Origin of the sequence: Pseudomonas sp. PDM32, from assembly GCF_019219225.1 — a bacterium.
In the GTDB taxonomy this organism is placed as follows: domain Bacteria; phylum Pseudomonadota; class Gammaproteobacteria; order Pseudomonadales; family Pseudomonadaceae; genus Aquipseudomonas; species Aquipseudomonas laurylsulfatiphila.
Window position 1 is genome coordinate 265,892 of record NZ_JAHUWE010000007.1, and the last position, 23,774, is coordinate 289,665.

Here is a 23,774-nt window from a genome sequence, read left to right on the forward strand (position 1 = left end):
GACTGAAAGACCTCTTATTGCATTCGAAACAACATTCTAACTAACTCGCTGGCAGCCGAATGGACTCAAACATGCTTAAACCAACTGTCGGCCCGATTATTGGCCACACCACAACCAATCACGCGCGTATTTTTTTACGCGGCAAACACAACAAGGACACTTTGGTATTTGCCGGAATTCGCTATAGAAGACAAGGCGAGGATCACTGGTCAAAAGGCAACTTTGCAAAACTCGAACCCGAACACGACATGTGCGAAGTCTTTGCACTAAATAACCTGTGCGCCGACTCCGATTATGAATATCAGGCCGGGTGGTTCAGCCCCCCCGGCCCGGCGCACACCGTAGACACAGTGAAGGAGCTGCCGCTGCATTGGCCAAGGCAGGTTTATCACTTGCGCACCCGTTCCAGCCAGGCCAGTCTGCCAAGGGCCTACATTGTCGGCTCCTGCCGATATCTGCAAATGACCGCCGGCATCGCATTTGCCCCTAATTTGGGCGACAGAGTCTTCGCTTCAATTTCACGGCTAGTGGAACAAGCCAGCCCTCCCGTCAGTGCGCTGGTGATGACGGGAGACCAAGTCTATATCGATGACTTGAACATCATTGCCCCGGATCGGGAACTCAAGGAAATACTGCATAAATACCGCGTGGCGTTTTCACAGATCAATATCGCCAGCCTAATGTCCAACCTGCCCACTTACATGATCCTTGATGACCATGAGATAGAAGACAACTGGCCCATCAACAAGAGCAAGTCCGACGACTACTTATATGCAAACGCAATCAGGGCCTATGAGTTGTATCAGGCCAGTCATAGTCCAGCCCATGAACTAACCAATGATGGGCAGATAAATAAACGACTGGACAAATACTGGTATCAATTTACTGAAGGTGATATCGAATGGTTTGTTACCGACAGTCGAACCCGACGCAATCTGTCGGCCACTGACCGACGCATTCTTGATGCCGACCAGGAGCAGGCCTTGTGCGACTGGCTGATCCACAGCCCGGCGCGGGTCAAATTCGTGGTCACCAGTGTCATGCTCTACCCTGATCGCAAACGCTCGGATGATGACGCCTGGCAGGCCTTCCCTGAACAACGGTTACGGTTGCTGGAGACCATCCGTACTCACCGCATCAAGAACGTCGTGTTCATTTCCGGCGATGTCCACGGCTCGCTGACCAGCCGCCTGACCCACAGCGAGGACCCGGACTTCGAAGTCCACACCATCGTCTCGTCACCGCTGTGCAACAGCAAAATGTTGCCCTATGCCACGGCCTCCACGTTCGTCCTCGGTCAACCCGTGGTTCGCACCGCCTCCGGCGACTATCGGAATGAGCTGACCAGCAACGTGATCAGCCAGGATAACTTTGCACACCTGGTCGTCGAGGCCGGGCAGCTCCTGGTGAATTATCACGATCGGGAAGGCAAGCTGTTGCAGTCGATTGGCATCCCGTTTCGCTGACCCGGAAACGGATCGCAGTCAATAGCAATACTTGCAAAACTGCGAACTTTTCAGCGAATAGCATTACTTTTTGCCACCGACTGAAGAAAACCCGTCGTCTGCCGACATATTCTTATAGCACTTAGCCTTCATCTCTCTTGTCAGTCGGTGTCGCAATGATGCAACCTTGCCGCAGGTAACAGTAAAGAGGGCGTGAGCCCAGCGCGTTCAGCATATTCGAAGCGAGTTTCCCTCCATGAAAAGCCAACCCGATGCCGCCAGCCGTATGGTGGCCGAGGTAGTGACGCAGTTGCCTGTGCCCTCGCGGCTCGGCATGCTGCGTTTCGAACGGCTTAATGAACCCAGCTGGGCGCTCCTGTTTCTCGATCCCAATTGCGAACGCCAGTTCGGCCTGCCCGCCGTGGAGCTGTGTGCACTGGTAGGTTCGCCCTACGCCAGCCTGATGGAGCCGGAAGCGCGCTATCAACTTCATGACGCGGTCCAGCAACAACTGACCCAAAGCACGCATTACCTGATCCGCTACACCCTGCATACGGCCTCCGGCTCCCTGAATCTGCTGGAATTGGGCGAAGCCTACAAACAACACAATCGCCACCTGTTGCGCGGCTACCTGTTGGTCATTGACGGCCTGTTCGAGGATGACCCGCTGCAACCAGCCCTGGACCTGGAAACCCAGAACTCGCGCCTGCAAATCGCCCTGGAGCTCAATCAGCGCGCCCAACAGGAGCAATTGCTGCATCTGGACCGGGTGCGTGCCCAGCAGGACCTGATCCTGCTGCTTACCCGTCAGCGCTACAGCAGCAACAACTCCTTGCGCGAAGCCGCCGAGTTGATCACCCGCAGCGCCTGCGACATTTACCAAATCGACTGCGCCAGCCTGTGGAGCCTCGAAGGCTCGATGCTGGTGCCGATCTCGGCCTATCACCGCACGAATCAGGAATACCTGCTGCCGCAGCCGATCGACGTCAGCGTGTTCCCCGATTACCTCGACGCCCTGCACACAGGCCGTGCCATCGACGCCCATAACGCCATGCACGACCCGCGCACCCGGGAGATGGCCGAAAGCCTGCGCCCGCGCGACGTCAACGCGATGCTCGACGCCAGTATCCGTGTCGATGGCCAGGTGGTTGGCGTTTTGTGCCTGGAACAAATCGGTGCGACCCGTGCCTGGCAGTCCGATGAAATCGCCTTCGCCGGAGAACTGGCCGACCAGTTCGCCCAGGTCATCAGCAACCACAACCGGCGCACCGCAACCAGCGCCCTGCACCTGTTCCAGCGTGCGGTCGAGCAAAGTGCCAACGCCTTTCTGCTGGTCAACTGCGATGGCGTGGTGGAGTACGTCAACCCGAGCTTCACCGCCATCACCCAGTACTCCACCGAAGAAGTGCACGGTCAGCGCCTGTCGGAACTGCCGGCCCTGGAGAACCTCAGCGAACTGCTGTTCGACGCGCCTTCGGCACTGGCCAAGAGCAACAGTTGGCAGGGCGAATTCAAGAGCCGCCGGAAAAACCTCGAACCTTACTGGGGCCAGTTGTCGATCTCCAAGGTGTACGGCGACAACCGCGAGCTGACCCACTACATCGGCATCTACGAAGACATCACCCAGACCAAGCTCGCTCAGCAGCGTATCGAGCGCCTGGCCTACACCGACAACCTGACTAATCTCGGCAACCGCCCGGCGTTCATCCGCAACCTCGATGAACGCTTCGCCCGCGACAGCGACGCGCCGATCAGCCTGTTGCTGGTGGACATCGACAATTTCAAGCGGATCAACGACAGCCTCGGCCACCAGACTGGCGACAAATTGCTGATCAGTCTGGCCCGACGCCTGCGCAACAGCCTGATCCCGAGCGGCAGCCTGGCGCGATTCGCCAGTAACGAATTCGCCGTGTTGCTGGACAACAGTGACCTCACGATGGGTCAGCAAGTGGCCAATCAGTTGCTGGCGACCCTCGACAAACCGATGTTCGTCGACAACCAGTTGATCAGTGTCACGGGGTCCGTGGGCCTGGCCTGCGCGCCACTGCACGGGCGCGACCCGCAAACCCTGATGCGCAACGCCGGGCTGGCGCTGCACAAGGCCAAGGCCAATGGCAAACATCAGGTGCAAGTGTTCACCGAAGCATTGAACGCCGAAGCCAGCTACAAGCTGTTCGTCGAAAACAACCTGCGCCGCGCCCTGACCCAGAACGAACTCGACGTGTTCTACCAGCCCAAGCTGTGCCTGCGCAGCGGTCGCTTGCTGGGCATGGAAGCCTTGCTGCGCTGGGATCATCCGGAAAAGGGCATGATCCGTCCGGATCAGTTCATCAGCGTCGCCGAGGAAACCGGGCTGATCATCCCGATCGGCAAATGGATCGCCCGCCAGGCCTGCCGCATGAGCAAAGCGCTGACCGCCGCCGGCCTGGGCAACCTGCAAGTGGCGATCAACCTGTCGCCCAAGCAATTCTCCGACCCGGACCTGGTGGCCTCCATCGCCACCATCCTCAAGGAAGAAGCCCTGCCCGCGCATTTGCTGGAGCTGGAGCTGACCGAAGGCCTGCTGCTGGAGGCCACCGAAGACACCCACTTGCAACTCGACCAGCTCAAGCGCCTGGGCCTGACCCTGGCCATGGACGACTTCGGCACCGGTTACTCGTCGCTCAGCTACTTGAAAAAATTCCCCATCGACATCATCAAGATCGATCGAAGCTTCATCCACGAAATCCCGGACAACCAGGACGACATGGAAATCACCTCCGCGGTGATCGCCATGGCCCACAACCTGAAACTCAAGGTCGTGGCTGAAGGCATCGAAACCGCCGATCAGTTGTCGTTCCTGCGCCGTCACCGCTGCGACGTCGGCCAGGGCTACCTGTTCGACCGTCCGATCCCGGGCAATGAGCTGATCGAAAAGCTCAAACGCTACCCGCGTGGCCCAATCGCCTGACAGCGATCCAACTCTCGGGCAAACTGCTTGTCTGTCTAATTATCCTGACTGAGAGGACTGATCATGGTTCTGCGCTCGGAAATTCTGGTGAACAAAAACGTGCTCCCTACTAAAGAACAAGCTCTGCCTGGCCGCGAAACCCCGATGAACCTGCCGGAAAGACATTTCGTCCACGACGCCCCGCTGCTGGGTCCGTTCGCCACCGATGTCGACTTCGCGATCTTCGGCCTCGGCTGCTTCTGGGGGGCGGAACGTCGTTTCTGGCAGCGTGAAGGCGTCGTCAGCACCGTGGTGGGTTACGCCGGCGGTTTCACGCCAAACCCTACGTACGAAGAAGTCTGCTCAGGCCTGACCGGCCACAGCGAAGTGGTGCTCGTGGTCTATGAGCCGGCAAAAGTCAGTTACGAAGAATTGCTGAAGATGTTCTGGGAACTGCACAACCCGACCCAGGGCATGCGTCAGGGCAACGACATCGGCACCCAATATCGCTCGGTGATCTATGCGACCAATCCGACGCAATTGGCCGCTGCCAAACGCAGCAAAGAAGTGTTCCAGGTCGAACTGACCAAGGCTGGCAAAGGCGACATCACCACCGAAATCGAAGAAGCCCCAACGGTCTACTTCGCCGAGGCTTACCACCAGCAGTACCTGGCCAAGAATCCAGAAGGCTACTGCGGCATCGGCGGTACCGGCGTGACCTGCCCGATCTGATCGCTAAAACAAAAGATCGCAGCCTTCGGCAGCTCCTACAGGCGTACGAATAACCTGTAGGAGCTGCCGCAGGCTGCGATCTTTTGATCACGCCGCTTGTTACTCGGCAATCAACCAATCCATCCGCCACCCACCCTGGGTCTGTCCAAGCTTCTCGGACAACCACGGCAGCAGCTCACGCAACTCCTCCTCCAGCCCCCACGGCGGATTGGCAATCGCCAGCCCGGAGCCGTTCAGGCTGTTCGGCGTATCCAGCGGATGCACCAGCAACTCCACCCGCAACAACTTCGGCGCACCGGTACCGGCCAGGTCCTGGTAGAACCGCCGCAGCGCGCGCTGATCCTTCACCGGGTACCAGATCGCCGCCACAGTCTGGCGCATCCGGCCAATCGCTTCCTTGAGCGACGCGGCACAACGCTGCATCTCGTCGAGCTTCTCGAACGGCGGATCGATCAACATCACCGCACGCTTCTCCGGCACCGGCAACAAGGCCCGCGACACATGCCAGCCTTCGCCCAGGTGCACCTTGACCCGACGATCACCGGCCATATTATCCTTGAGCAGCACGCCGTCTTCCGGGTGTTTCTCATTGAGCAACACGCGGTCCTGCGGGCGAGTCAAACGTCGCGCCAGCTCCGGCGACCCCGGGTAATAGCGCAACTGGCCATCCGGGTTCATCTCATGCAGCACCTGCATGTAATCGGCGGTCAGGATCGGCAGATCCGGCTGACCCCACAAACGCGCAATGCCTTCCAGGTACTCGCCGGTACGGCTGGCCTGATCACCCTGAAGGTCATACAGACCGATGCCGGCGTGAGTGTCGAGATAGGCAAACGGCTGCTCCTTGCGCGACATCAGGGCGATGAGGCGGGTCAAGGTCAGGTGTTTGAACACATCGGCGTGATTGCCGGCATGGAAGGCGTGACGATAATTCATGGTTGCTCCTGCGAAGGCCGGGAAGTTTACCTTTTACCGGCCGGCAAGTCAGGGGTTGGCGACTGAGCGGACACTTCAAGCATTCATAGCGGCAACAAGCACGCACCATCACTCGACAAATTCAGAAACGCCTCACAACAGGATGACTCCCGAACCTGCAAACCGGTGTGATAGCGTTCTTTGTCGAAAAAAGCAAAGGACGCACAAATGACCATTCGCTACGCAAAGATTGCAATGACGCTGGCGCTCGCCGCATTCGCCTTCATGACCGTGTTCAACAACATCACCGACTACGCTTCCAACTTCAACTTCGTCCGGCATGTGCTGAGCATGGATACCACCTTCCCTGACAACGCCGCCCGGTATCGCGCAATTGATCTGCCTTGGGTGTGGCATGGGGCTTACTGGCTGATCATCCTTGGCGAAGCCATTACCTGTGGACTTCTTGGCTACGGCGCACTACAGCTCTGGCGCTCGCGGTCAGCCGGTGGGCATGAGTTCAGACAGGCCAGGAAGTGGGCCGTAGCGGGTTTGACGACCGGGTTTTTCGTGTGGTTTTTCGGCTTCATGGTTGTTGGAGGTGAGTGGTTTCTGATGTGGCAATCCGATATTTGGAATGGTCAGGACGCAGCCTTCAGGTTCTACATGGCAATACTGGGCGTGCTGATCTTTCTGAATCAGCCCGATTCCGATCTTGACTGATCACCAATAAAAAACGGCCCGCACCAAAAGCTGCGAGCCGTTTTTTTATCAGGGACGGGAAGCGTTCCCCCCATCACTCATCACTTGTTCAGACGATAATCATTCTCTGCCGCCGCGAAACGCTGGAACATGCCGGCAGTCGGTGTGCCCATTTTGCTTACGAAGTAGATCGCCAGGCTGGCGAAGATGAAGCCCGGGATGATTTCGTACAGGCCCAGCAGTTCGAAGTGTTTCCAGACGATCACGGTGATCGCGCCGACCAGGATGCCGGCCAGTGCGCCGTTGCGGGTCATGTCTTTCCAGATCACGGAGATCAGTACGACCGGACCGAATGCGGCACCGAAGCCGGCCCAGGCGTAGCTCACCAGACCCAGTACGCGGTTTTCCGGGTTGGCTGCCAGTGCGATAGCAATCAGGGCAACCAGCAGCACCATGGCACGACCGACCCAGACCAGTTCCAGCTGCGAAGCGGATTTACGCAGGAAGGTCTTGTAGAAGTCTTCGGTCAGGGCGCTCGAGCACACCAGCAACTGGCAGCTCAGGGTGCTCATGACCGCCGCCAGAATGGCCGACAGCAGGATACCCGCGATCCATGGGTTGAACAGGATCTTGGCCAGCTCGATAAACACACGCTCGTGGTTCTCGGAGACTGCGCCAGCCACATCCGGGTGCGCCGAGAAGTAGGCGATACCGAAGAAGCCGACTGCCACGGTGCCGCCCAGGCACAGGATCATCCAGGTCATGGAGATGCGTCGGGCCTTGGCAATCGATTTCACCGAATCAGCCGCCATGAAACGCGCGAGGATGTGCGGCTGACCGAAGTAGCCCAGACCCCAACCCATCAGCGAGATGATGCCGATGAAAGTGGTGCCCTTGAGCATGTCGAAGTTGCTTGGGTCTTGCGCTTCGATGGCCAGGAAGGTTGTGTCGACACCACCGGTGGCCAACAGCACGATGATTGGCGTCAGGATCAACGCGAAGATCATCAGGGTGGCTTGTACGGTATCTGTCCAGCTTACGGCCAGGAATCCGCCGATAAAGGTGTAGGCAATCGTCGCCGCAGCACCGGCCCACAGCGCTGTTTCGTAGGACATGCCGAAGGTGCTTTCGAACAAACGGGCACCGGCCACAATGCCGGAAGCGCAGTAGATGGTGAAGAACACCAGGATCACGACCGCAGAGATGATCCGCAGCAGGCCGCTCTTGTCTTCGAAACGGCTGGCGAAGTAGTCCGGCAGGGTCAGTGCATCACCGTTGTGCTCGGTTTGCACGCGCAGACGGCCGGCGACGAACAGCCAGTTCAAGTAGGCGCCGACGATCAGGCCGATGGCGATCCAGCTTTCGGAAAGACCGGACATGTAGATTGCGCCGGGCAAGCCCATCAACAACCAGCCGCTCATGTCGGAGGCACCGGCGGACAGTGCAGTCACGACGCTGCCCAGGCTGCGACCGCCCAGAATATAGTCGGAAAGGTTGTTGGTGGAGCGATAGGCCATCAAGCCGATCAGCACCATTGCTGCGATGTAGATCACGAACGTGATCAGGGTTGGATTGCTTACGCTCATTAAGTTACGCCCTGGCTTTGTTTTTATGTAGCGGCGGCTGGTGAACCGCTCGCAAACGCATACGTTTGACAGACGATCCGGATTCCCGCGCATTTATGACTGATGTTTCCCCAGGAAAGCCATCAGCCGGAGCACCCGGATTTTTCCGGGTTGCACCTTGGGCGCGAATGCTATTCAACAAAGCAAATAAGGTGCAACCAGTTTCTGGAGAATAAGTTGCACCTAGTCGGAAATAAATATCAAACACCGGTTTTTGCTCCTTTTCGGAGCAAGAAACAGAGCCAACCGCGTTAAAAAGCACCAAGCAGATACGGCACATCCGTACCAGAATTTATTTCCTGACGAGCTGCGTAATATTCCGACAAAAAAAGGTTGCACCCGGTTGCACCTCAACAGTCGCACGGCTAATCTTGCCGCCAGCTGATGCCACGCAGTCGTGGCAAACATGAGGATAAAAACATGGCTACCACCACCCTTGGGGTCAAACTTGACGACCCGACCCGCGAACGCCTCAAGGCCGCCGCGACCTCGATTGATCGCACGCCGCACTGGTTGATCAAGCAGGCAATCTTCAATTACCTGGAAAAACTCGAGGGTGGTGCAACCCTGACCGAGCTGAGCGGTTTGACCAAGGACTCCGACGACAGCGTCGACGCGCCTCTGGATCACGCCCACCAGTGCTTCCTCGAATTCGCCGAAAGCATCCTGCCGCAGTCGGTACTGCGCGCCTCGATCACCGCCGCCTACCGCCGCCCTGAGCCGGAAGTCGTGCCGATGCTGATCGAACAGGCTCGCCTGCCGGCACCGATGGCCGAAGCCACCAACAAACTCGCTGCCTCGATTGCTGAAAAACTGCGCAATCAGAAGAGCGCTGGCGGCCGCGCCGGCATCGTTCAGGGCCTGCTGCAGGAATTCTCCCTGTCGTCCCAGGAAGGCGTGGCGCTGATGTGCCTGGCCGAAGCGCTGCTGCGCATCCCGGACAAAGGCACCCGTGACGCCCTGATCCGCGACAAGATCAGCACCGGCAACTGGCAGCCGCACCTGGGCAACAGCCCGTCGCTGTTCGTCAACGCCGCCACCTGGGGCCTGCTGCTGACCGGCAAGCTGGTGTCGACCCACAACGAAGCCGGGCTGACTTCGTCCCTGAGCCGCATCATCGGCAAGAGCGGCGAGCCGATGATCCGCAAGGGCGTCGACATGGCCATGCGCCTGATGGGCGAGCAGTTCGTGACCGGCGAAACCATCGCCGAAGCCCTAGCCAACGCCAGCAAGTTCGAAGCCAAGGGCTTCCGCTATTCCTACGACATGCTGGGTGAAGCCGCACTCACCGAGCACGACGCCCAGAAGTACCTGGCCTCGTACGAACAAGCCATCCACTCGATCGGCAAGGCCTCCCACGGTCGCGGGATTTATGAAGGCCCGGGCATTTCCATCAAGCTGTCCGCCCTGCACCCGCGCTACAGCCGCGCCCAGTACGAGCGCGTGATGGATGAACTGTACCCGCGCCTGCTGTCGCTGACCTTGCTGGCCAAGCAATACGACATCGGCCTGAACATCGACGCCGAAGAAGCCGACCGCCTCGAGCTGTCGCTGGACCTGCTCGAGCGCCTGTGCTTCGAGCCGCAACTGACCGGCTGGAACGGCATCGGTTTCGTGATCCAGGCTTATCAGAAGCGTTGCCCGTACGTGATCGACTACGTGATCGACCTGGCTCGCCGCAGCCGTCATCGTCTGATGATCCGCCTGGTAAAAGGCGCGTACTGGGACAGCGAAATCAAGCGCGCCCAGGTCGAAGGCCTGGAAGGCTACCCGGTCTATACCCGCAAGGTGTACACCGACGTGTCCTACATCGCTTGCGCACGCAAATTGCTGTCGGTGCCGGAAGTCATCTACCCGCAGTTCGCCACGCACAACGCCCACACCCTGTCGGCCATTTATCACATCGCCGGTCAGAACTATTACCCGGGCCAGTACGAGTTCCAGTGCCTGCACGGCATGGGTGAACCGCTGTACGAACAGGTTGTAGGCAAAGTCTCCGAAGGCAAGCTGAACCGTCCGTGCCGCGTGTACGCACCGGTCGGCACCCACGAGACCCTGCTGGCCTACCTGGTGCGTCGCCTGCTGGAAAACGGCGCGAACACCTCGTTCGTCAACCGTATCGCCGACCAGTCGATTTCGATTCAGGAACTGGTGGCCGATCCGGTAGCCAGCATCGAGCAGATGGCAACCGTGGAAGGGGGTTTCGGCCTGCCGCACCCGCGCATTCCGTTGCCGCGTGACCTGTATGGCGCCGAGCGCGCCAACTCCAGCGGCATCGACATGGCCAACGAACATCGTTTGGCGTCGCTGTCCTGCGCACTTCTCGCTACCGCGCACAACCACTGGAAAGCCGCACCGATACTCGGCTGCGCATCCAGCAACGAAGCCCCGGCTCCCGTGTTGAACCCGTCCGATCTGCGTGACGTGGTCGGCCATGTGCAGGAAGCCACCGTCGAAGACGTCGACAACGCGATCCAGTGCGCCCTCAACGCTGCGCCGATCTGGCAGGCCACACCGCCCGCCGAACGCGCCGCGATCCTGGAACGTGCCGCCGACCTGATGGAAGCCGAGATCCAGCCGTTGATGGGCCTGCTGGCCCGCGAAGCCGGCAAGACCTTTGCCAATGCCATCGCCGAAGTGCGTGAAGCCGTGGACTTCCTGCGTTACTACGCGGTGCAGGCACGCAACGACTTCACCAACGACGCTCACCGTCCGCTGGGTCCAGTGGTGTGCATCAGCCCGTGGAACTTCCCGCTGGCGATCTTCAGTGGTCAAGTGGCTGCTGCGCTGGCCGCCGGTAACCCGGTATTGGCCAAGCCTGCGGAACAAACGCCGCTGGTCGCCGCTCAAGCCGTGCGCCTGCTGCTCGAAGCCGGCATCCCTGAAGGCGTGCTGCAACTGCTGCCGGGTCGCGGTGAAACCGTGGGTGCCGGCCTGGTCGGCGACGATCGCGTCAAAGGCGTGATGTTCACCGGTTCCACCGAAGTCGCGCGCTTGCTGCAACGCAACATCGCCGGCCGCCTGGACAGCCAGGGCCGTCCGATCCCGCTGATCGCCGAAACCGGTGGCCAGAACGCGATGATCGTCGACTCTTCGGCACTGACCGAACAAGTGGTGATCGACGTGGTTTCGTCGGCATTCGACAGTGCCGGCCAGCGTTGCTCGGCCCTGCGCGTCCTGTGCCTGCAGGAAGATTCCGCCGACCGCGTCATCGAAATGCTCAAGGGTGCGATGGCTGAAAGCCGTCTCGGCAACCCTGAGCGTCTGTCCGTGGACATCGGTCCGGTGATCGACGCCGAAGCCAAGGCTGGCATCGAAAAGCACATCCAGGCCATGCGCGACAAAGGTCGCAGCGTGTACCAGGTGGCCATCGCCGACGCCGAAGAAGTCAAACGCGGCACTTTCGTGATGCCGACCCTGATCGAACTGGAAAGCTTCGACGAACTACAGCGGGAGATCTTTGGCCCGGTGCTGCACGTGGTTCGCTACAAGCGCAAAGACATCGATCAACTGATCGGCCAGATCAACGCTTCCGGCTACGGCCTGACCCTGGGCGTGCACACCCGCATCGACGAAACCATCGCCAAGGTGATCGACAACGTCAATGCCGGTAACGTCTACGTCAACCGCAACATCGTCGGTGCCGTGGTCGGCGTGCAGCCGTTCGGCGGCGAAGGCCTGTCGGGTACCGGCCCGAAAGCCGGTGGCCCGCTGTACCTGTACCGCCTGCTGTCGACCCGCCCTGCCGATGCGATCGAACAATCCTTCGCTCGTGGCGATGCCGCCGCAGCACCGGACGTTCGTCTGCGCGACGCCATGAGCAAGCCGCTGACCGCTCTGAAAGCCTGGGCCGACAGTAACAAGTTTGCCGACCTGAGCACCCTGTGCGTGCAATTCGCCGCGCAATCGCAAAGCGGCATCACCCGCGTTCTGGCCGGCCCGACCGGCGAGCGCAACAGCTACGCGATCCTGCCACGGGAACACGTGCTGTGCCTGGCAGAAGTCGAAGGCGACCTGCTGACTCAACTGGCGGCGGTACTGGCTGTCGGCGGTTCGGCGGTGTGGCCGGAAGGTGAACTGACCAAGGCGCTGTTCGCACGTCTGCCGAAGGAGATTCAGGCGCGCATCAAGCTGGTTTCCGACTGGAACAAGGACGAAGTGGTGATTGACGCGGTTGTGCATCACGGCCATTCCGACCAGTTGCGTGCGGTTTGCCAGCAGGTTGCCAAGCGTGCCGGTGCGATTGTCGGGGTTCAGGGCCTGTCGCAGGGCGAGACCAACATTGCGCTGGAGCGTTTGGTGATCGAGCGTGCGTTGAGCGTCAACACGGCGGCGGCGGGTGGTAATGCCAGCTTGATGACGATTGGCTAAGCCGTAACAGGACCGGGCAGCTGCGGCTGCCCGAGCTTTAAAGCAAGATCAAAAGATCGCAGCCTTCGGCAGCTCCTACATTTGGAATGCGTTTTCCTGTAGGAGCTGCCGAAGGCTGCGATCTTTTGCTTCTCCATCACCAAGATCAATCATCCTGTTCAGCCTCTATTCCCAACCTTAGACTCGGCCCATCCCAATAGAAGGTAGGCCGCCATGTCCGAGACGTTGCTCAGTTCCCGCAATCTGGCTTTCGAGCTGTATGAAGTCCTCGATGCCGAGGGCCTGACCCAGCGTGAACGTTTCGCCGAGCACAATCGCGAAACCTTCGATGCAGCCATTGGCACCGCCCGCAGCATCGCCGAGAAGTTCTTCGCCCCGCACAACCGCAAGGGCGACGAGAACGAGCCGCGTTACGAGAACGGTCAGGCGATTCTGATTCCGGAAGTGAAACCGGCGGTGGATGCTTTCCTCGAAGCCGGCTTCCTCAACGCCGCGCGCAGTTTCGACGCCGGCGGCATGCAACTTCCTACACTGCTGTCCCAGGCTTGCTTTGCACACTTCCAATCGGCCAACGCCGCTTCGACCTCTTATCCGTTCCTGACCATGGGCGCGGCCAACCTGATCGAAAGCTTTGGTACCGAGGAGCAAAAGCGCCGCTTCCTGCAACCGATGATCGACGGCCGTTTCTTCGGCACCATGGCCCTGACCGAACCCCACGCGGGCTCGTCGCTGTCGGATATTCGTACCCGCGCCGAGCCTGCTTCCGACGGCACTTATCGCCTCAAGGGCAACAAGATCTTCATCTCCGGCGGTGATCATCCGCTGTCGGAAAACATCGTGCACATGGTGCTGGCCAAGTTGCCGGACGCACCGGCCGGTGTGAAAGGCATTTCGCTGTTCATCGTGCCCAAGTTCCTGGTCAACGATGACGGCAGCCTCGGCCAGCGCAACGACGTGTTGCTGGCCGGGCTGTTCCACAAGATGGGCTGGCGCGGCACCACCTCCACCGCGCTGAATTTCGGCGATAACGGCGAGTGTGTCGGCTATCTGGTGGGCAAGCCGCACCAGGGCTTGAGCCACATGTTCCAGATGATGAACGAGGCGCGGATTGGCGTCGGCATGGGGGCGGTGATGCTCGGCTACGCCGGCTACCTGTATTCGCTGGAATACGCCCGTGAGCGTCCGCAAGGCCGAGTGCCGGACAGCAAGGACCCGAACACTGCGCCGGTGGCAATCATTCAGCACGCCGACGTCAAACGCATGCTGCTGACACAAAAGGCCTACGTTGAAGGCTCGTTCGACCTCGGCCTGTACGCGGCGCGACTGTTCGACGACACCACCACCCTTGAAACCGAAACCGAGCGCAAGCAGGCCCATGAACTGCTGGACTTGCTGACGCCAATCGTCAAATCCTGGCCCTCGGAGTTCTGCCTGAAGGCCAACGAACTGGCGATCCAGATCCTCGGCGGCCACGGCTACACCCGTGAATACCCGGTGGAGCAGTACTATCGCGACAACCGTCTGAACCCGATCCACGAAGGCACCCACGGCATTCAATCGCTGGACCTGCTGGGCCGCAAACTGGCACAGAACGGTGGCGCGGGGCTCAAGCAACTGATCCGCCTGATCGCCGACACAACCGAACGTGCCCAGGCGTTCGAGTCGCTGACGCCGCTGCGCGAGCCGTTGGAGAAACTGGTGGCGCGCCTGCAAGCCGTGACCATTGGTTTGCTGACGGATTTGGGGCAAGGCAAGGTCAATAGCAGCCTGGCGAACTCGGCGCTTTACCTGAAGGTGTTCGGGCACACGGTGATCGGCTGGCGTTGGCTGGAACAGGCCATTCGTGCCGAGGAAGGGCTGGCAAAAGGCAATGCTGCGGATGTGAGCTTCTATAAAGGCAAGTTGCAGGCGGCGCGCTACTTCCTGACGTGGGAAGTACCGGGGTGCCACCATGAGCTGGCGATTCTTGAGGCGCGGGATGATGTGTGCCTGGGCATGCAGGATGAGTGGTTTTGAACCCCGATGGACGGTGAGCGGGTAATCGACCTCCTATTAAAATGTTTCCCACACCTGTCATCTTTGACAGGTGTGGGAAACAATGATGCAAGATAAGGTGTTTTCGCCTGACATGTAGTTTGCCCGGCAAGTACGACTCGAGGTCCACCTCTTACATTCTAACGAGCGAATCACCATGCGCAAACACACTTTCGAAGAGCGATCCATAAAGCTTTCAGGGCTTGTCACACAAGATTACTGCATCCTCGCCTCTATCTCATCCACACCTTTGCGACGTGGCACTGTCTGGACGAATATAGATTCAACACTGTCCACTGTTCTCAGCAAAAACCATTACCGCCTTACTGATGAAAAAACGCGGATTATCATCACGACATCAAACAACGTTGAATTAAGTGTAGAAACCACTTCTACGGCAATGTTTGAGGTCACATCGGTAGACGATCATTACCTGAGCACCCACCGTGTCACTTTCAAAGACTTTACGCGTATCGGCCCCGATCAATGGAATGCAACGGTTTATGGCACGCCATTAAGGGGTAAGAAGTCAAAAACACTTATAGATCCTTATGTAATGCTCACCGACTCTCAGTTTTACAAGTCGGCCAGAGTCAACGATGTCGTAAAGGATCAAGGCGACGTACGTATCAGCGAAAAAACATATAGAAAAGTCGGCAACGATATATACTTTAATGAAATTGTAACCCCCAACGGAAATAACACTAATCCTGTAGCGCTCACACAAGACGACATGTTCAGAACGCTAGCGGCGGATGACATCTATATTGATGAGCAATTTGTAGAATGGAGAGTCAAGGAAAAACAGGTTTTTTATTTGCAAACCACCGGTGGAGTTCACTTCTATGGACGGGAAATATTGCTGATAAAGGTATAGTTCTTCACCTTGCAGACGCGCCCTTATCGGCGCGTCTTATTATTAAAACTATTAGCTCAACCGAAACCCACCCATCTGCCGCGCCAGGTCATCCGCCAACCGCTGCAACGTCTGGCAATCCTCACGACAAGCCCTGACCTCCCCCGCCGTCGCCCGCGCCAGATCGGAAATGCCCTGCACGTTACGGTTAATCTCTTCGGTCACGGCCGACTGCTCTTCCGTCGCCGTCGCCACCTGATGGTTCATGTCGCTGATGCGCTCCACTTGCCCGGTAATCGCGGTCAACGAGGTGCCGGTACGCTGGCTCGACTCGACACCCGTGCCCGTCGCGGCTTGCCCGGAATGCATTGACGACACCGCGTTCTCCGCGCCTTGCTTGAGGCTGCCGATCATCTGCTGGATTTCATCGGTGGACGATTGCGTACGCCGCGCGAGGGTGCGCACCTCATCGGCCACCACGGCGAACCCACGCCCCATGTCGCCAGCGCGCGCCGCTTCGATAGCGGCGTTGAGCGCCAGCAGGTTAGTCTGCTCGGAAATCCCGCGAATCACCGCCAGCACCTGATCGATGGATGCCACTTGATGAGCCAGCTCGGCCACCGCCGTGGCCGCGACGCCGATTTCCCGGGACATGCTTTCAATGTGGCGGATAGAACCACCCACCACTTCCCGCGCCTGCAGCGCTTCATCACGGGCGGTTTGTGAGGCGAACGCCGCGTTGCCGGCATTCTGCGCAATGTCCTGCACGGTCAGGCCCATTTCGTGAACAGCGGTGGCGACCATGTCGGTCATTTCCTGCTGACGACCAGAGCGTTCGGCGGTGTTGTCCACCACCCGCGCCACCTGGCCGACAGCGGTGCGCAGGCGCTCGCTGGTGGTCAGTACTTCACCGATCATGTCGCGCTGGCTATCCAGGAAGCGATTGAAGCCACGCGCCAGATCACCCAGCTCATCGGCGCGGCTGGCATCCAGTCTCTGGGTCAAATCTCCACCACCGCTACCGATGGCCACCAGCGCCGCTGTTACCTGGCGAATCGGCCGCACCAGCCCACGGGCCAGCAACACCACCAGCAGCAGGCACACCAGTGCAATCGCCAGGCCGATGCCGCTGCTCATCCACATGGCGCGGCGGGCTTCAGCGTAGATCTGCGATTGCGGCACTTCGGCCACCAGGGTCCAGCCGAGATCGCGCAGCGGTAAGCTCAAGGCGAGGAAGTCTTCGCCGTCGCGCTCGAAGCCGCTACTGGTGGCGGCTTTTTGACTCATCAGCGTTTGCGCCGCCGTAGCGCCGATCTGCTCGGTCAAGGTGCGTTTGCCGCTGAATTGCGCCTCGGGATGGACCTGGATCAAACCGTCGGAACGCACGAGATAGACCTTGCCGCGCTCCCCGAAGCTGAAATTGTGGATCAGCTCCGACAGCTCCTTCATGCTCAGGCCAAGCCCCGCAACGCCCACGACTTTACCAGCCTGTTCGACCTTGAGGTCGATGAACAGCGCCAATTCTCCGGTGGCTGTGTCGTTATCGATATTGAGGGTGCGCGGCTGATTGCTGTCGAGGAACGCGTAGAACCAGGCGTCTTTGGGATTGGAGCGGCTAAGGGTCCGGTCCAGGCCTTTTTCGGTGAAGTAGTGGTTGGATGCGGTGCCGACAATCAGCGCGGTAAAGGCTTTGTGCTCGGCGCGAATGCCTTCGAGATAGGTAGTAAACGTGCCGGCCCGGGCACTGTCTTCACCCCCGGCCAACCAGTCGCGCACCATGCTGTTGCTGGCGATGTCCTTGGCGGCGGTGAGGGGCTGGACGAGGATCCGCTCGATGTCGTTGCGCATCGCTTCGATGCTCGACGGCAAGGCTTGTTCGACCAGATAGCTCTGGGCGAGACGGTTGACCACAAGGGTATAAATGCCAACCACGATCAGGATACTGACCAGAAGGGCGGTGCCCATGCTCAGGATCAACTGCCATTGAATACTGCGTCGCCAGAACTGCATGGAGCACCCCCAAAGAATAAGAGGCTGAAACACTGCAACAGCCGTGCCGATTGTATACAAACCAACCGACAATCTATTCTTTGGTTGTGCGCAAAACCGATCAGGCCTGATTGATCGTCTTGGAGATCACTTCAACCGTGGCGCTGACTTGCTCTTGATAACGGTCGAGTTCGAGCTTGTGCTGTTTCTGCATTTCAATCTGCTGGGAGCACAGATTCATCGCCGCCAGCACCAGCAGTCGGTCACCGATCAGCGTCGGGTACTTTCTCTTGGTTTCGGCCAGGGCTGCCTTCAACATCATCGCGGCGTCCAGCAGGGTTTGCTCTTCCCCGGCCGGTGCCTTGATCGAATAGTCTTCCCCCAGGATCGAGACGACTTTTACCCCTGCGGCGTTGTAACTCATGCGCTGACAGGGCCTGCGCTGACGCGCTCAACCAGGGCCTGGATGCGAGCCGCCGTGGCGCCTTGTTTCTCTTCCTGCTCCATCAGGCTCAGTTGCAGGCTTTCGTTTTCATCCTTGGCCTGGGCCAGTTCTGCAGTCAGGGTCTGGTTGGTGCCGAGCAGGGTCTGGTTCTGCTGCACCAGGTCGCTGACCAGTTGTTCCAATTGGCTTAGGGATGCTTCCAACATTTTGATATTCCGGGCTTTTTCAAAGGGCGCGTACGATAAAGAAAAGTCACTGTGGATGCCAGGGTTATACAGGCGCAAAGCCTTGATTTTGCTGACGGGCGACCTTCCTCGCGAGTTTTAAAGACTGTGATAAGCCAATCTGGTTCCTGCAATTCGTCGCCGAGGCCTTTGCTACGCAAAAGTGATGACCAAAAGATCGCAGCCTGCCGCAGCTCCTGCACAGACTCGCGTGACCTGTAGGAGCTGCCGCAGGCTGCGATCCTTTGACCTGCAAAAGCTTTTTGACAGCATCACATTTCAACAGGTTAGAATCGCTGGCACGCAGACTGCATGGTCAGTTTGTGCCCGCCTTTCAGCTTTCTGGAGTACTGACTTTGAATGCGACGACCATCAACAGCCTGTTCTTGATCGGCGCGTTGCTGGTAGGTGCGAGCATTCTGGTGAGTTCCCTTTCGTCACGCCTCGGCATCCCGATTCTGGTGATCATCCTGGCCGTCGGCATGGCGGCCGGCGTCGATGGCGGCGGCATTATCTTCGACAACTACCCCACGGCTTACCTGGTCGGCAACCTCGCACTGGCGGTGATCCTGCTCGACGGCGGCTTGCGTACCCGGGTCTCGAGCTTCCGCGTGGCGTTATGGCCGGCGCTCTCATTGGCCACGGTCGGGGTGCTGATTACCACTGGCTTGACCGGCATGGCGGCCGCCTGGCTGTTCGACCTGAACCTGATCCAGGGCCTGCTGATCGGCGCCATTGTCGGCTCCACCGACGCCGCGGCGGTGTTCTCGCTATTGGGTGGCAAGGGCCTGAACGAACGGGTAACCGCCAGCCTGGAAATCGAATCCGGCAGCAACGACCCGATGGCGGTGTTCCTCACCGTCACCCTGATTGACATGCTCGCCAGCGGCCAGACCGGCCTGCACTGGAGCCTGCTGACCCACCTGCTGCGCGAATTCGGTATCGGTGGCGTCATCGGCCTGGGCGGTGGCTGGCTCATGTTGCAACTGGTCAACCGCATCAACCTGGCCACCGGTCTTTATCCGATCCTCGTCATTGCCGGTGGCCTGGTGGTGTTTGCCCTGACCAACGCCCTGCACGGCAGCGGCTTCCTTGCCGTGTACCTGTGCGGCCTGGTGATCGGCAACCGTCCGGTGCGCAGCCGCCACGGCATTTTGCACATGCTCGACGGCATGGCTTGGCTGGCGCAGATCGGCATGTTCCTGGTGCTGGGGCTGTTGGTCACACCTCACGACCTGCTGCCAATCGCCTTGCCAGCACTGGCACTGGCGCTGTGGATGATTCTGTTTGCCCGGCCATTGTCGGTGGTGGTCGGCCTGCTGCCGTTCAAGGCATTCCACGGTCGCGAGAAAGCGTTCATTTCCTGGGTCGGTTTGCGCGGCGCGGTTCCGATCATTCTCGCGGTGTTCCCGCTGATGGCCGGCCTGCCCAACGCCCAGCTGTACTTCAATCTCGCCTTCTTTATCGTGCTGGTGTCGCTGCTGGTTCAGGGCACGAGTCTGCCGTGGGTCGCCAAGCTGCTGAAGGTGACGGTACCTCCGGAGCCTGCACCCATTTCGCGCTCGGCCCTGGAAGTGCATGTCACCAGCGAGTGGGAGCTGTTCGTTTATCGCCTCGGCGCGGAAAAATGGTGCATCGGTTCGCCCCTGCGTGAGCTGAAAATGCCCGAAGGCACCCGTATTGCCGCCCTGTTTCGTGGTCAACAATTGCTCCATCCGTCGGGTAGTACGGTGCTGGAAGTCGATGATTTGCTGTGTGTTATCGGCCATGAACACAACCTGCCGGCCCTCGGAAAACTCTTCAGCCAGGCGCCACAACGGGGCCTCGACCTGCGCTTCTTCGGCGACTTCGTACTCGAAGGAGACGCCCAGCTGGCCGCGGTTGCGGCCCTGTATGGGCTGAAGTTCGAAGGCATCGATCCGGACATGTCCCTGGGCCGCTTCATTGCCCAGAAAGTCGGCGGCGCGCCGGTGGTAGGTGACCAGGTGGAATGGAACAACACCATCTGGACCGTGGCGGTCATGGACGGGAACAAGATCGGCAAAGTGGGCGTCAGATTCCCCGAAGGAAGTCGCCCGGGTCCCGGACTCTTCCTCTAAACTGCTTCCACTCTCACTTGCTTGACCGGTCTTTATGCCTAACCTGCGCTCCTTTTTCGCCATTGCCCTGTTGGGCTTGAGTCTCTCTGTCGGCCCCCTTGGTTTTTCACAAGCGGCGCAAGCGGCCGAACCGCCCTCCAGCGAAGCCGTGCAAGCGAGTCTGGACAAGATTGCCGACCGCAAACTGCCGGAAGCCGATCAGAAGGCCCTGCAAACCGTCCTGCAAAACACGCTGAACCAGCTCAACAACAAGCGTGACTACGAGCAGAAGCTGGCCGAGCTCAAGCAAACGTTGAGTTCGGCACCCAAGCAGACGGTGGAAAACCAGCGTGAACTGACCCGCCTCAAGGCCAGCGCCGTGGTGCCGGTGGCGCAGCGTTTCGCCAAAGAAACGATCCAGCAGCTGGAGCAAATGCTCACTGAGCGCTCCACCCAGCAAAGCGACCTGCAAAAGGCCCTGGGCGATGCCAACAGCCTGATCATCACTGCCCAGACCCGCCCCGAGCGCGCCCAGGCGGAGATATCCAGCAGCCAGACGCGCATTCAGCAGATCAACAATATCCTCAAGAACGGCAAGGACGCCGGCAAGACCCTGAGCGCCGAGCAGCGCGACCAGCTCAATGCCGAACTGGCAGCGCTGAACGCCCTGATCCCGCTGCGCCGCCAGGAACTGGCCGGCAATACCCAATTGCAAGACCTCGGCAACAGCCAGCATGACCTGTTGTCGGAGCGATCCGACCGCCTGGACAAGGAAATCCAGGAGCTGCAAACCCTGATCAACCAGAAGCGCCTGGCGTTGTCCCAGGAAACGGTCACCCAGCAGTCCATCGAAGCGCAGAAGGCCGGCGGCAGCAGCCTGCTGGCCACCGAAAGCGCGGCCAACCTGAAGCTCTCGGACTACCTGCTCAAAAGCACCGACCGCCTCAACGAAGTCACCCAGCAGAACCTGCAGACCAAGCAACAACTGGACAGCCTGACCCAGAGCGATTCGGCGCTGGACGAGCAAATCAACGTACTCAAAGGCAGCCTGCTGCTCTCGAAAATTCTCTACAAGCAGAAACAGGCCTTGCCGCGCCTGCGGCTCGACCGCAACCTGGCCGACCAGATCGCTGACATTCGCCTGTATCAGTTCGAAGTCAGCCAGCAACGGGAACTGCTGAGCAACCCGACCACCTACGTTGAGAACCTGCTGTCGACCCAGCCGCCCGAGCAAGTCACGCCGCAGTTGCGCAAAAGCCTGATGGAACTGGCCACCACCCGCGCCGACCTGCTGGAGCGGCTCAATCGTGAACTGAGCGCGGTGCTCAACGAATCCATCACCCTGCAACTGAACCAGAAGCAACTGCTCAGCACCGCGCAAAGCCTGCGGGCGACGCTCGATGAACAGATGTTCTGGATTCCCAGCAACAAGCCGCTGGACCTGGAGTGGATTCACAGCGTGCCGGATCGCCTGCAGCGTCAGCTCGATTCGCTGCCGGTACTGTCAAGCCTGAGCGAACTGACCGATGGCCTGACCCAGCGCCCGCTGCTGTTCCTGCCATTGGCCCTGCTGATCGGTGCACTGCTGTGGCGGCGCAAGAGTCTGTACGCACGACTGAACAAGGTTCACCAGGACATCGGTCACTTCAAGCGCGATAGCCAGTGGCACACCCCGCAGGCGATTCTGATCAACGTCCTGCTGGCGATGCCGGTTTCCCTGGGCCTCGCCTTGTGCGGGCTGGCCCTGCAAATCGACGCCCGCGGGCAGAACGCCAATATGGGCGCGGCGCTGCTGCAAATGGCCGGGGCCTGGCTGGTGTTCTACACCGCCTACCGGATCCTCGCGCCGGGTGGCGTGGCAGAACTGCATTTCCGCTGGGAAAAGCCCCAGGTGGAATTCCTGCGCAGATGGATCCGCCGCCTCGGCATCGTGGTCATGGCCCTGGTGACCGTAGTGGCCGTTGCCGAACTGCAACCGGCGGCACTGGCCGATGACGTGCTCGGCATGCCGGTGGTGCTGATCTGCTACGCCTTGATGACCTTGCTGCTCAGCCGCTTGCTCATCAGCAGCCCGACCCACGAGAACGCTTCGCTGTTCCGCAAACTGGTGGGGATCCTGTTCACCGCCCTGCCCGTCGCGCTGTTCGTGGCGGTGTGCTTCGGCTACTACTACACCGCACTGAAGCTCAGCGACCGCTTGATCAACACCCTGTATCTGCTGATGTTCTGGCTGGTGATCGAAGCCACCTTCGTGCGCGGCCTCAGTGTGGCGGCCCGGCGGCTGGCCTACCAGCGCGCCCTGGCCAAGCGCCTGGCCGCCAAAGAGGCCGGCGACGGCGAAGCGGTGATCGAAGAACCGACCATGGACATCGAGAAGGTCAACGAACAGTCCCTGCGCCTGATCCGCCTGGCGCTGCTCGGCGGCTTCATGGCGGCGCTGTACTGGGTCTGGGCCGACCTGATCACCGTGTTCTCGTACCTGGACAACATCACCCTCTACGAATACACCAGCGGCACCGGCGCCAACATGAGCATGGTGCCGATCAGCATCGGCGACATGCTCGGTGCGCTGATCATCATCGGCATCACCTTCGCCCTGGCGCGCAACTTGCCCGGCCTGCTGGAAGTCTTCGTGCTGTCCAAGCTCAACCTGGCCCAAGGCAGCGCCTACGCGACCACCACGCTGCTCTCGTACGTGATCGCCGGCGTCGGCTTCGTCTCGACCCTGTCGACCCTGGGCGTGAGCTGGGACAAGTTGCAATGGCTGGTGGCGGCGCTGTCGGTCGGCCTCGGTTTCGGCATGCAGGAAATCTTCGCCAACTTCATTTCCGGCATCATGATCCTGTTCGAACGTCCGGTGCGGATCGGTGACACCATCACCATCGGCAACCTGTCGGGTACGGTGAGCAAGATCCGCATCCGCGCCACGACCATCACCGACTTCGACCGCAAGGACATCATCGTCCCGAACAAGACGTTCATTACCGGGCAACTGATCAACTGGTCGCTGACCGACACCATCACCCGGGTGACCCTCAAGCTCGGCGTCGACTACGGCTCGGACCTGGACCTGGTGAAAGAACTGCTGCTCAAGGCTGCACGGGACAACCCGCGCGTCCTGAAAGACCCGGAGCCGCATGTGTACTTCCTGAATTTCGGCGAAAGCACCCTCGACCACGAGTTGCGCATGCATGTGCGCGACCTCGGCGACCGCAACCCGGTGCTCGACGAGGTCAACCGCTTCATCAACCGCGAGTTCAAGAAGCAGCACATCAACATCTCGTTCCGGCAGATGGAGGTCTACCTCAAGAACCTGCACGGCCAGGAATACAAGATGGTGCCGATCGAGCCGGAAGCGAAAACCATCGTGCCGATCGTCGACGGCAAGCCGGCGCAAGAACCGCCCGCCGCCAAACTCGACTAACCGGC

The 23,774-nt window shown here is 59.7% G+C and carries 14 protein-coding genes and 1 pseudogene; 9 read left to right on the forward strand and 6 right to left on the reverse strand.

What is annotated here, in order from left to right:
• Positions 1–71 precede the first annotated feature (71 nt).
• From KW846_RS15630 to msrA, 3 genes are all read left to right on the forward strand, one after another.
• Complete coding sequence (locus KW846_RS15630; RefSeq protein WP_218483249.1) at positions 72–1,466, forward strand: alkaline phosphatase D family protein; 1,395 nt, start codon at positions 72–74, stop codon at positions 1,464–1,466.
• Positions 1,467–1,701: 235 nt separating this feature from the next.
• Entirely contained in the window at positions 1,702–4,395 is a 2,694-nt protein-coding gene (locus KW846_RS15635) for a bifunctional diguanylate cyclase/phosphodiesterase (protein WP_007971820.1), read from the forward strand.
• 63 nt (positions 4,396–4,458) lie between these two features.
• Positions 4,459–5,106, forward strand: a complete 648-nt coding sequence (msrA, locus tag KW846_RS15640; RefSeq protein WP_218483251.1) for a peptide-methionine (S)-S-oxide reductase MsrA — start codon at positions 4,459–4,461, stop codon at positions 5,104–5,106.
• A 99-nt stretch (positions 5,107–5,205) separates the two neighbouring features.
• Here msrA and KW846_RS15645 read toward each other — a convergent pair whose 3' ends face one another.
• Entirely contained in the window at positions 5,206–6,042 is an 837-nt protein-coding gene (locus KW846_RS15645) for a 23S rRNA (adenine(2030)-N(6))-methyltransferase RlmJ (RefSeq protein WP_095964657.1), read from the reverse strand.
• Positions 6,043–6,249: 207 nt separating this feature from the next.
• Here KW846_RS15645 and KW846_RS15650 point away from each other — a divergent pair, with 207 nt between their 5' ends.
• Complete coding sequence (locus tag KW846_RS15650; RefSeq protein ID WP_218483253.1) at positions 6,250–6,744, forward strand: DUF2165 family protein; 495 nt, start codon at positions 6,250–6,252, stop codon at positions 6,742–6,744.
• A gap of 80 nt (positions 6,745–6,824) precedes the next feature.
• Here the strand turns inward: KW846_RS15650 and putP are convergent, their stop codons facing one another.
• Complete coding sequence (gene putP, locus KW846_RS15655) at positions 6,825–8,309, reverse strand: sodium/proline symporter PutP (RefSeq protein WP_218483255.1); 1,485 nt, start codon at positions 8,307–8,309, stop codon at positions 6,825–6,827.
• Between the two features lie 459 nt (positions 8,310–8,768).
• Here putP and putA point away from each other — a divergent pair, with 459 nt between their 5' ends.
• The 3 genes from putA (at position 8,769) to KW846_RS15670 (ending at position 15,630) form a co-directional block, all read left to right on the forward strand.
• Positions 8,769–12,719 (forward strand): trifunctional transcriptional regulator/proline dehydrogenase/L-glutamate gamma-semialdehyde dehydrogenase, encoded by a 3,951-nt coding sequence (gene putA, locus KW846_RS15660; RefSeq protein WP_218483257.1) that lies wholly within the window; start codon positions 8,769–8,771, stop codon positions 12,717–12,719.
• Between the two features lie 213 nt (positions 12,720–12,932).
• Positions 12,933–14,735, forward strand: a complete 1,803-nt coding sequence (locus KW846_RS15665; RefSeq protein ID WP_218483259.1) for an acyl-CoA dehydrogenase — start codon at positions 12,933–12,935, stop codon at positions 14,733–14,735.
• Positions 14,736–14,910: 175 nt separating this feature from the next.
• Entirely contained in the window at positions 14,911–15,630 is a 720-nt protein-coding gene (locus KW846_RS15670; protein WP_218483261.1) for a hypothetical protein, read from the forward strand.
• 51 nt (positions 15,631–15,681) lie between these two features.
• Here KW846_RS15670 and KW846_RS30470 read toward each other — a convergent pair whose 3' ends face one another.
• The 4 genes and pseudogenes from KW846_RS30470 to KW846_RS15685 form a co-directional block, all read right to left on the reverse strand.
• Positions 15,682–16,527, reverse strand: coding sequence for a methyl-accepting chemotaxis protein (locus KW846_RS30470; protein WP_371321755.1), 846 nt, complete (start codon positions 16,525–16,527; stop codon positions 15,682–15,684).
• 18 nt (positions 16,528–16,545) lie between these two features.
• A pseudogene (locus tag KW846_RS30475) lies at positions 16,546–17,619 on the reverse strand (cache domain-containing protein); the annotation flags it as partial.
• 100 nt (positions 17,620–17,719) lie between these two features.
• On the reverse strand, positions 17,720–18,022 hold the full coding sequence (locus tag KW846_RS15680; protein ID WP_007981180.1) for a cell division protein ZapA: 303 nt from the start codon (positions 18,020–18,022) through the stop codon (positions 17,720–17,722).
• Positions 18,019–18,249, reverse strand: coding sequence for a hypothetical protein (locus KW846_RS15685; protein ID WP_007971835.1), 231 nt, complete (start codon positions 18,247–18,249; stop codon positions 18,019–18,021). The genes KW846_RS15680 and KW846_RS15685 overlap by 4 nt, the downstream gene beginning before the upstream one ends.
• Positions 18,250–18,623: 374 nt before the next feature.
• Between KW846_RS15685 and KW846_RS15690 the strand changes: the two genes are divergently transcribed.
• Together KW846_RS15690 and mscK are read left to right on the forward strand one after the other, a co-directional pair.
• On the forward strand, positions 18,624–20,366 hold the full coding sequence (locus KW846_RS15690) for a potassium/proton antiporter (RefSeq protein ID WP_116580750.1): 1,743 nt from the start codon (positions 18,624–18,626) through the stop codon (positions 20,364–20,366).
• Positions 20,367–20,400: 34 nt separating this feature from the next.
• On the forward strand, positions 20,401–23,769 hold the full coding sequence (gene mscK, locus KW846_RS15695) for a mechanosensitive channel MscK (RefSeq protein ID WP_116580751.1): 3,369 nt from the start codon (positions 20,401–20,403) through the stop codon (positions 23,767–23,769).
• The last annotated feature ends 5 nt before the right edge of the window (positions 23,770–23,774 follow it).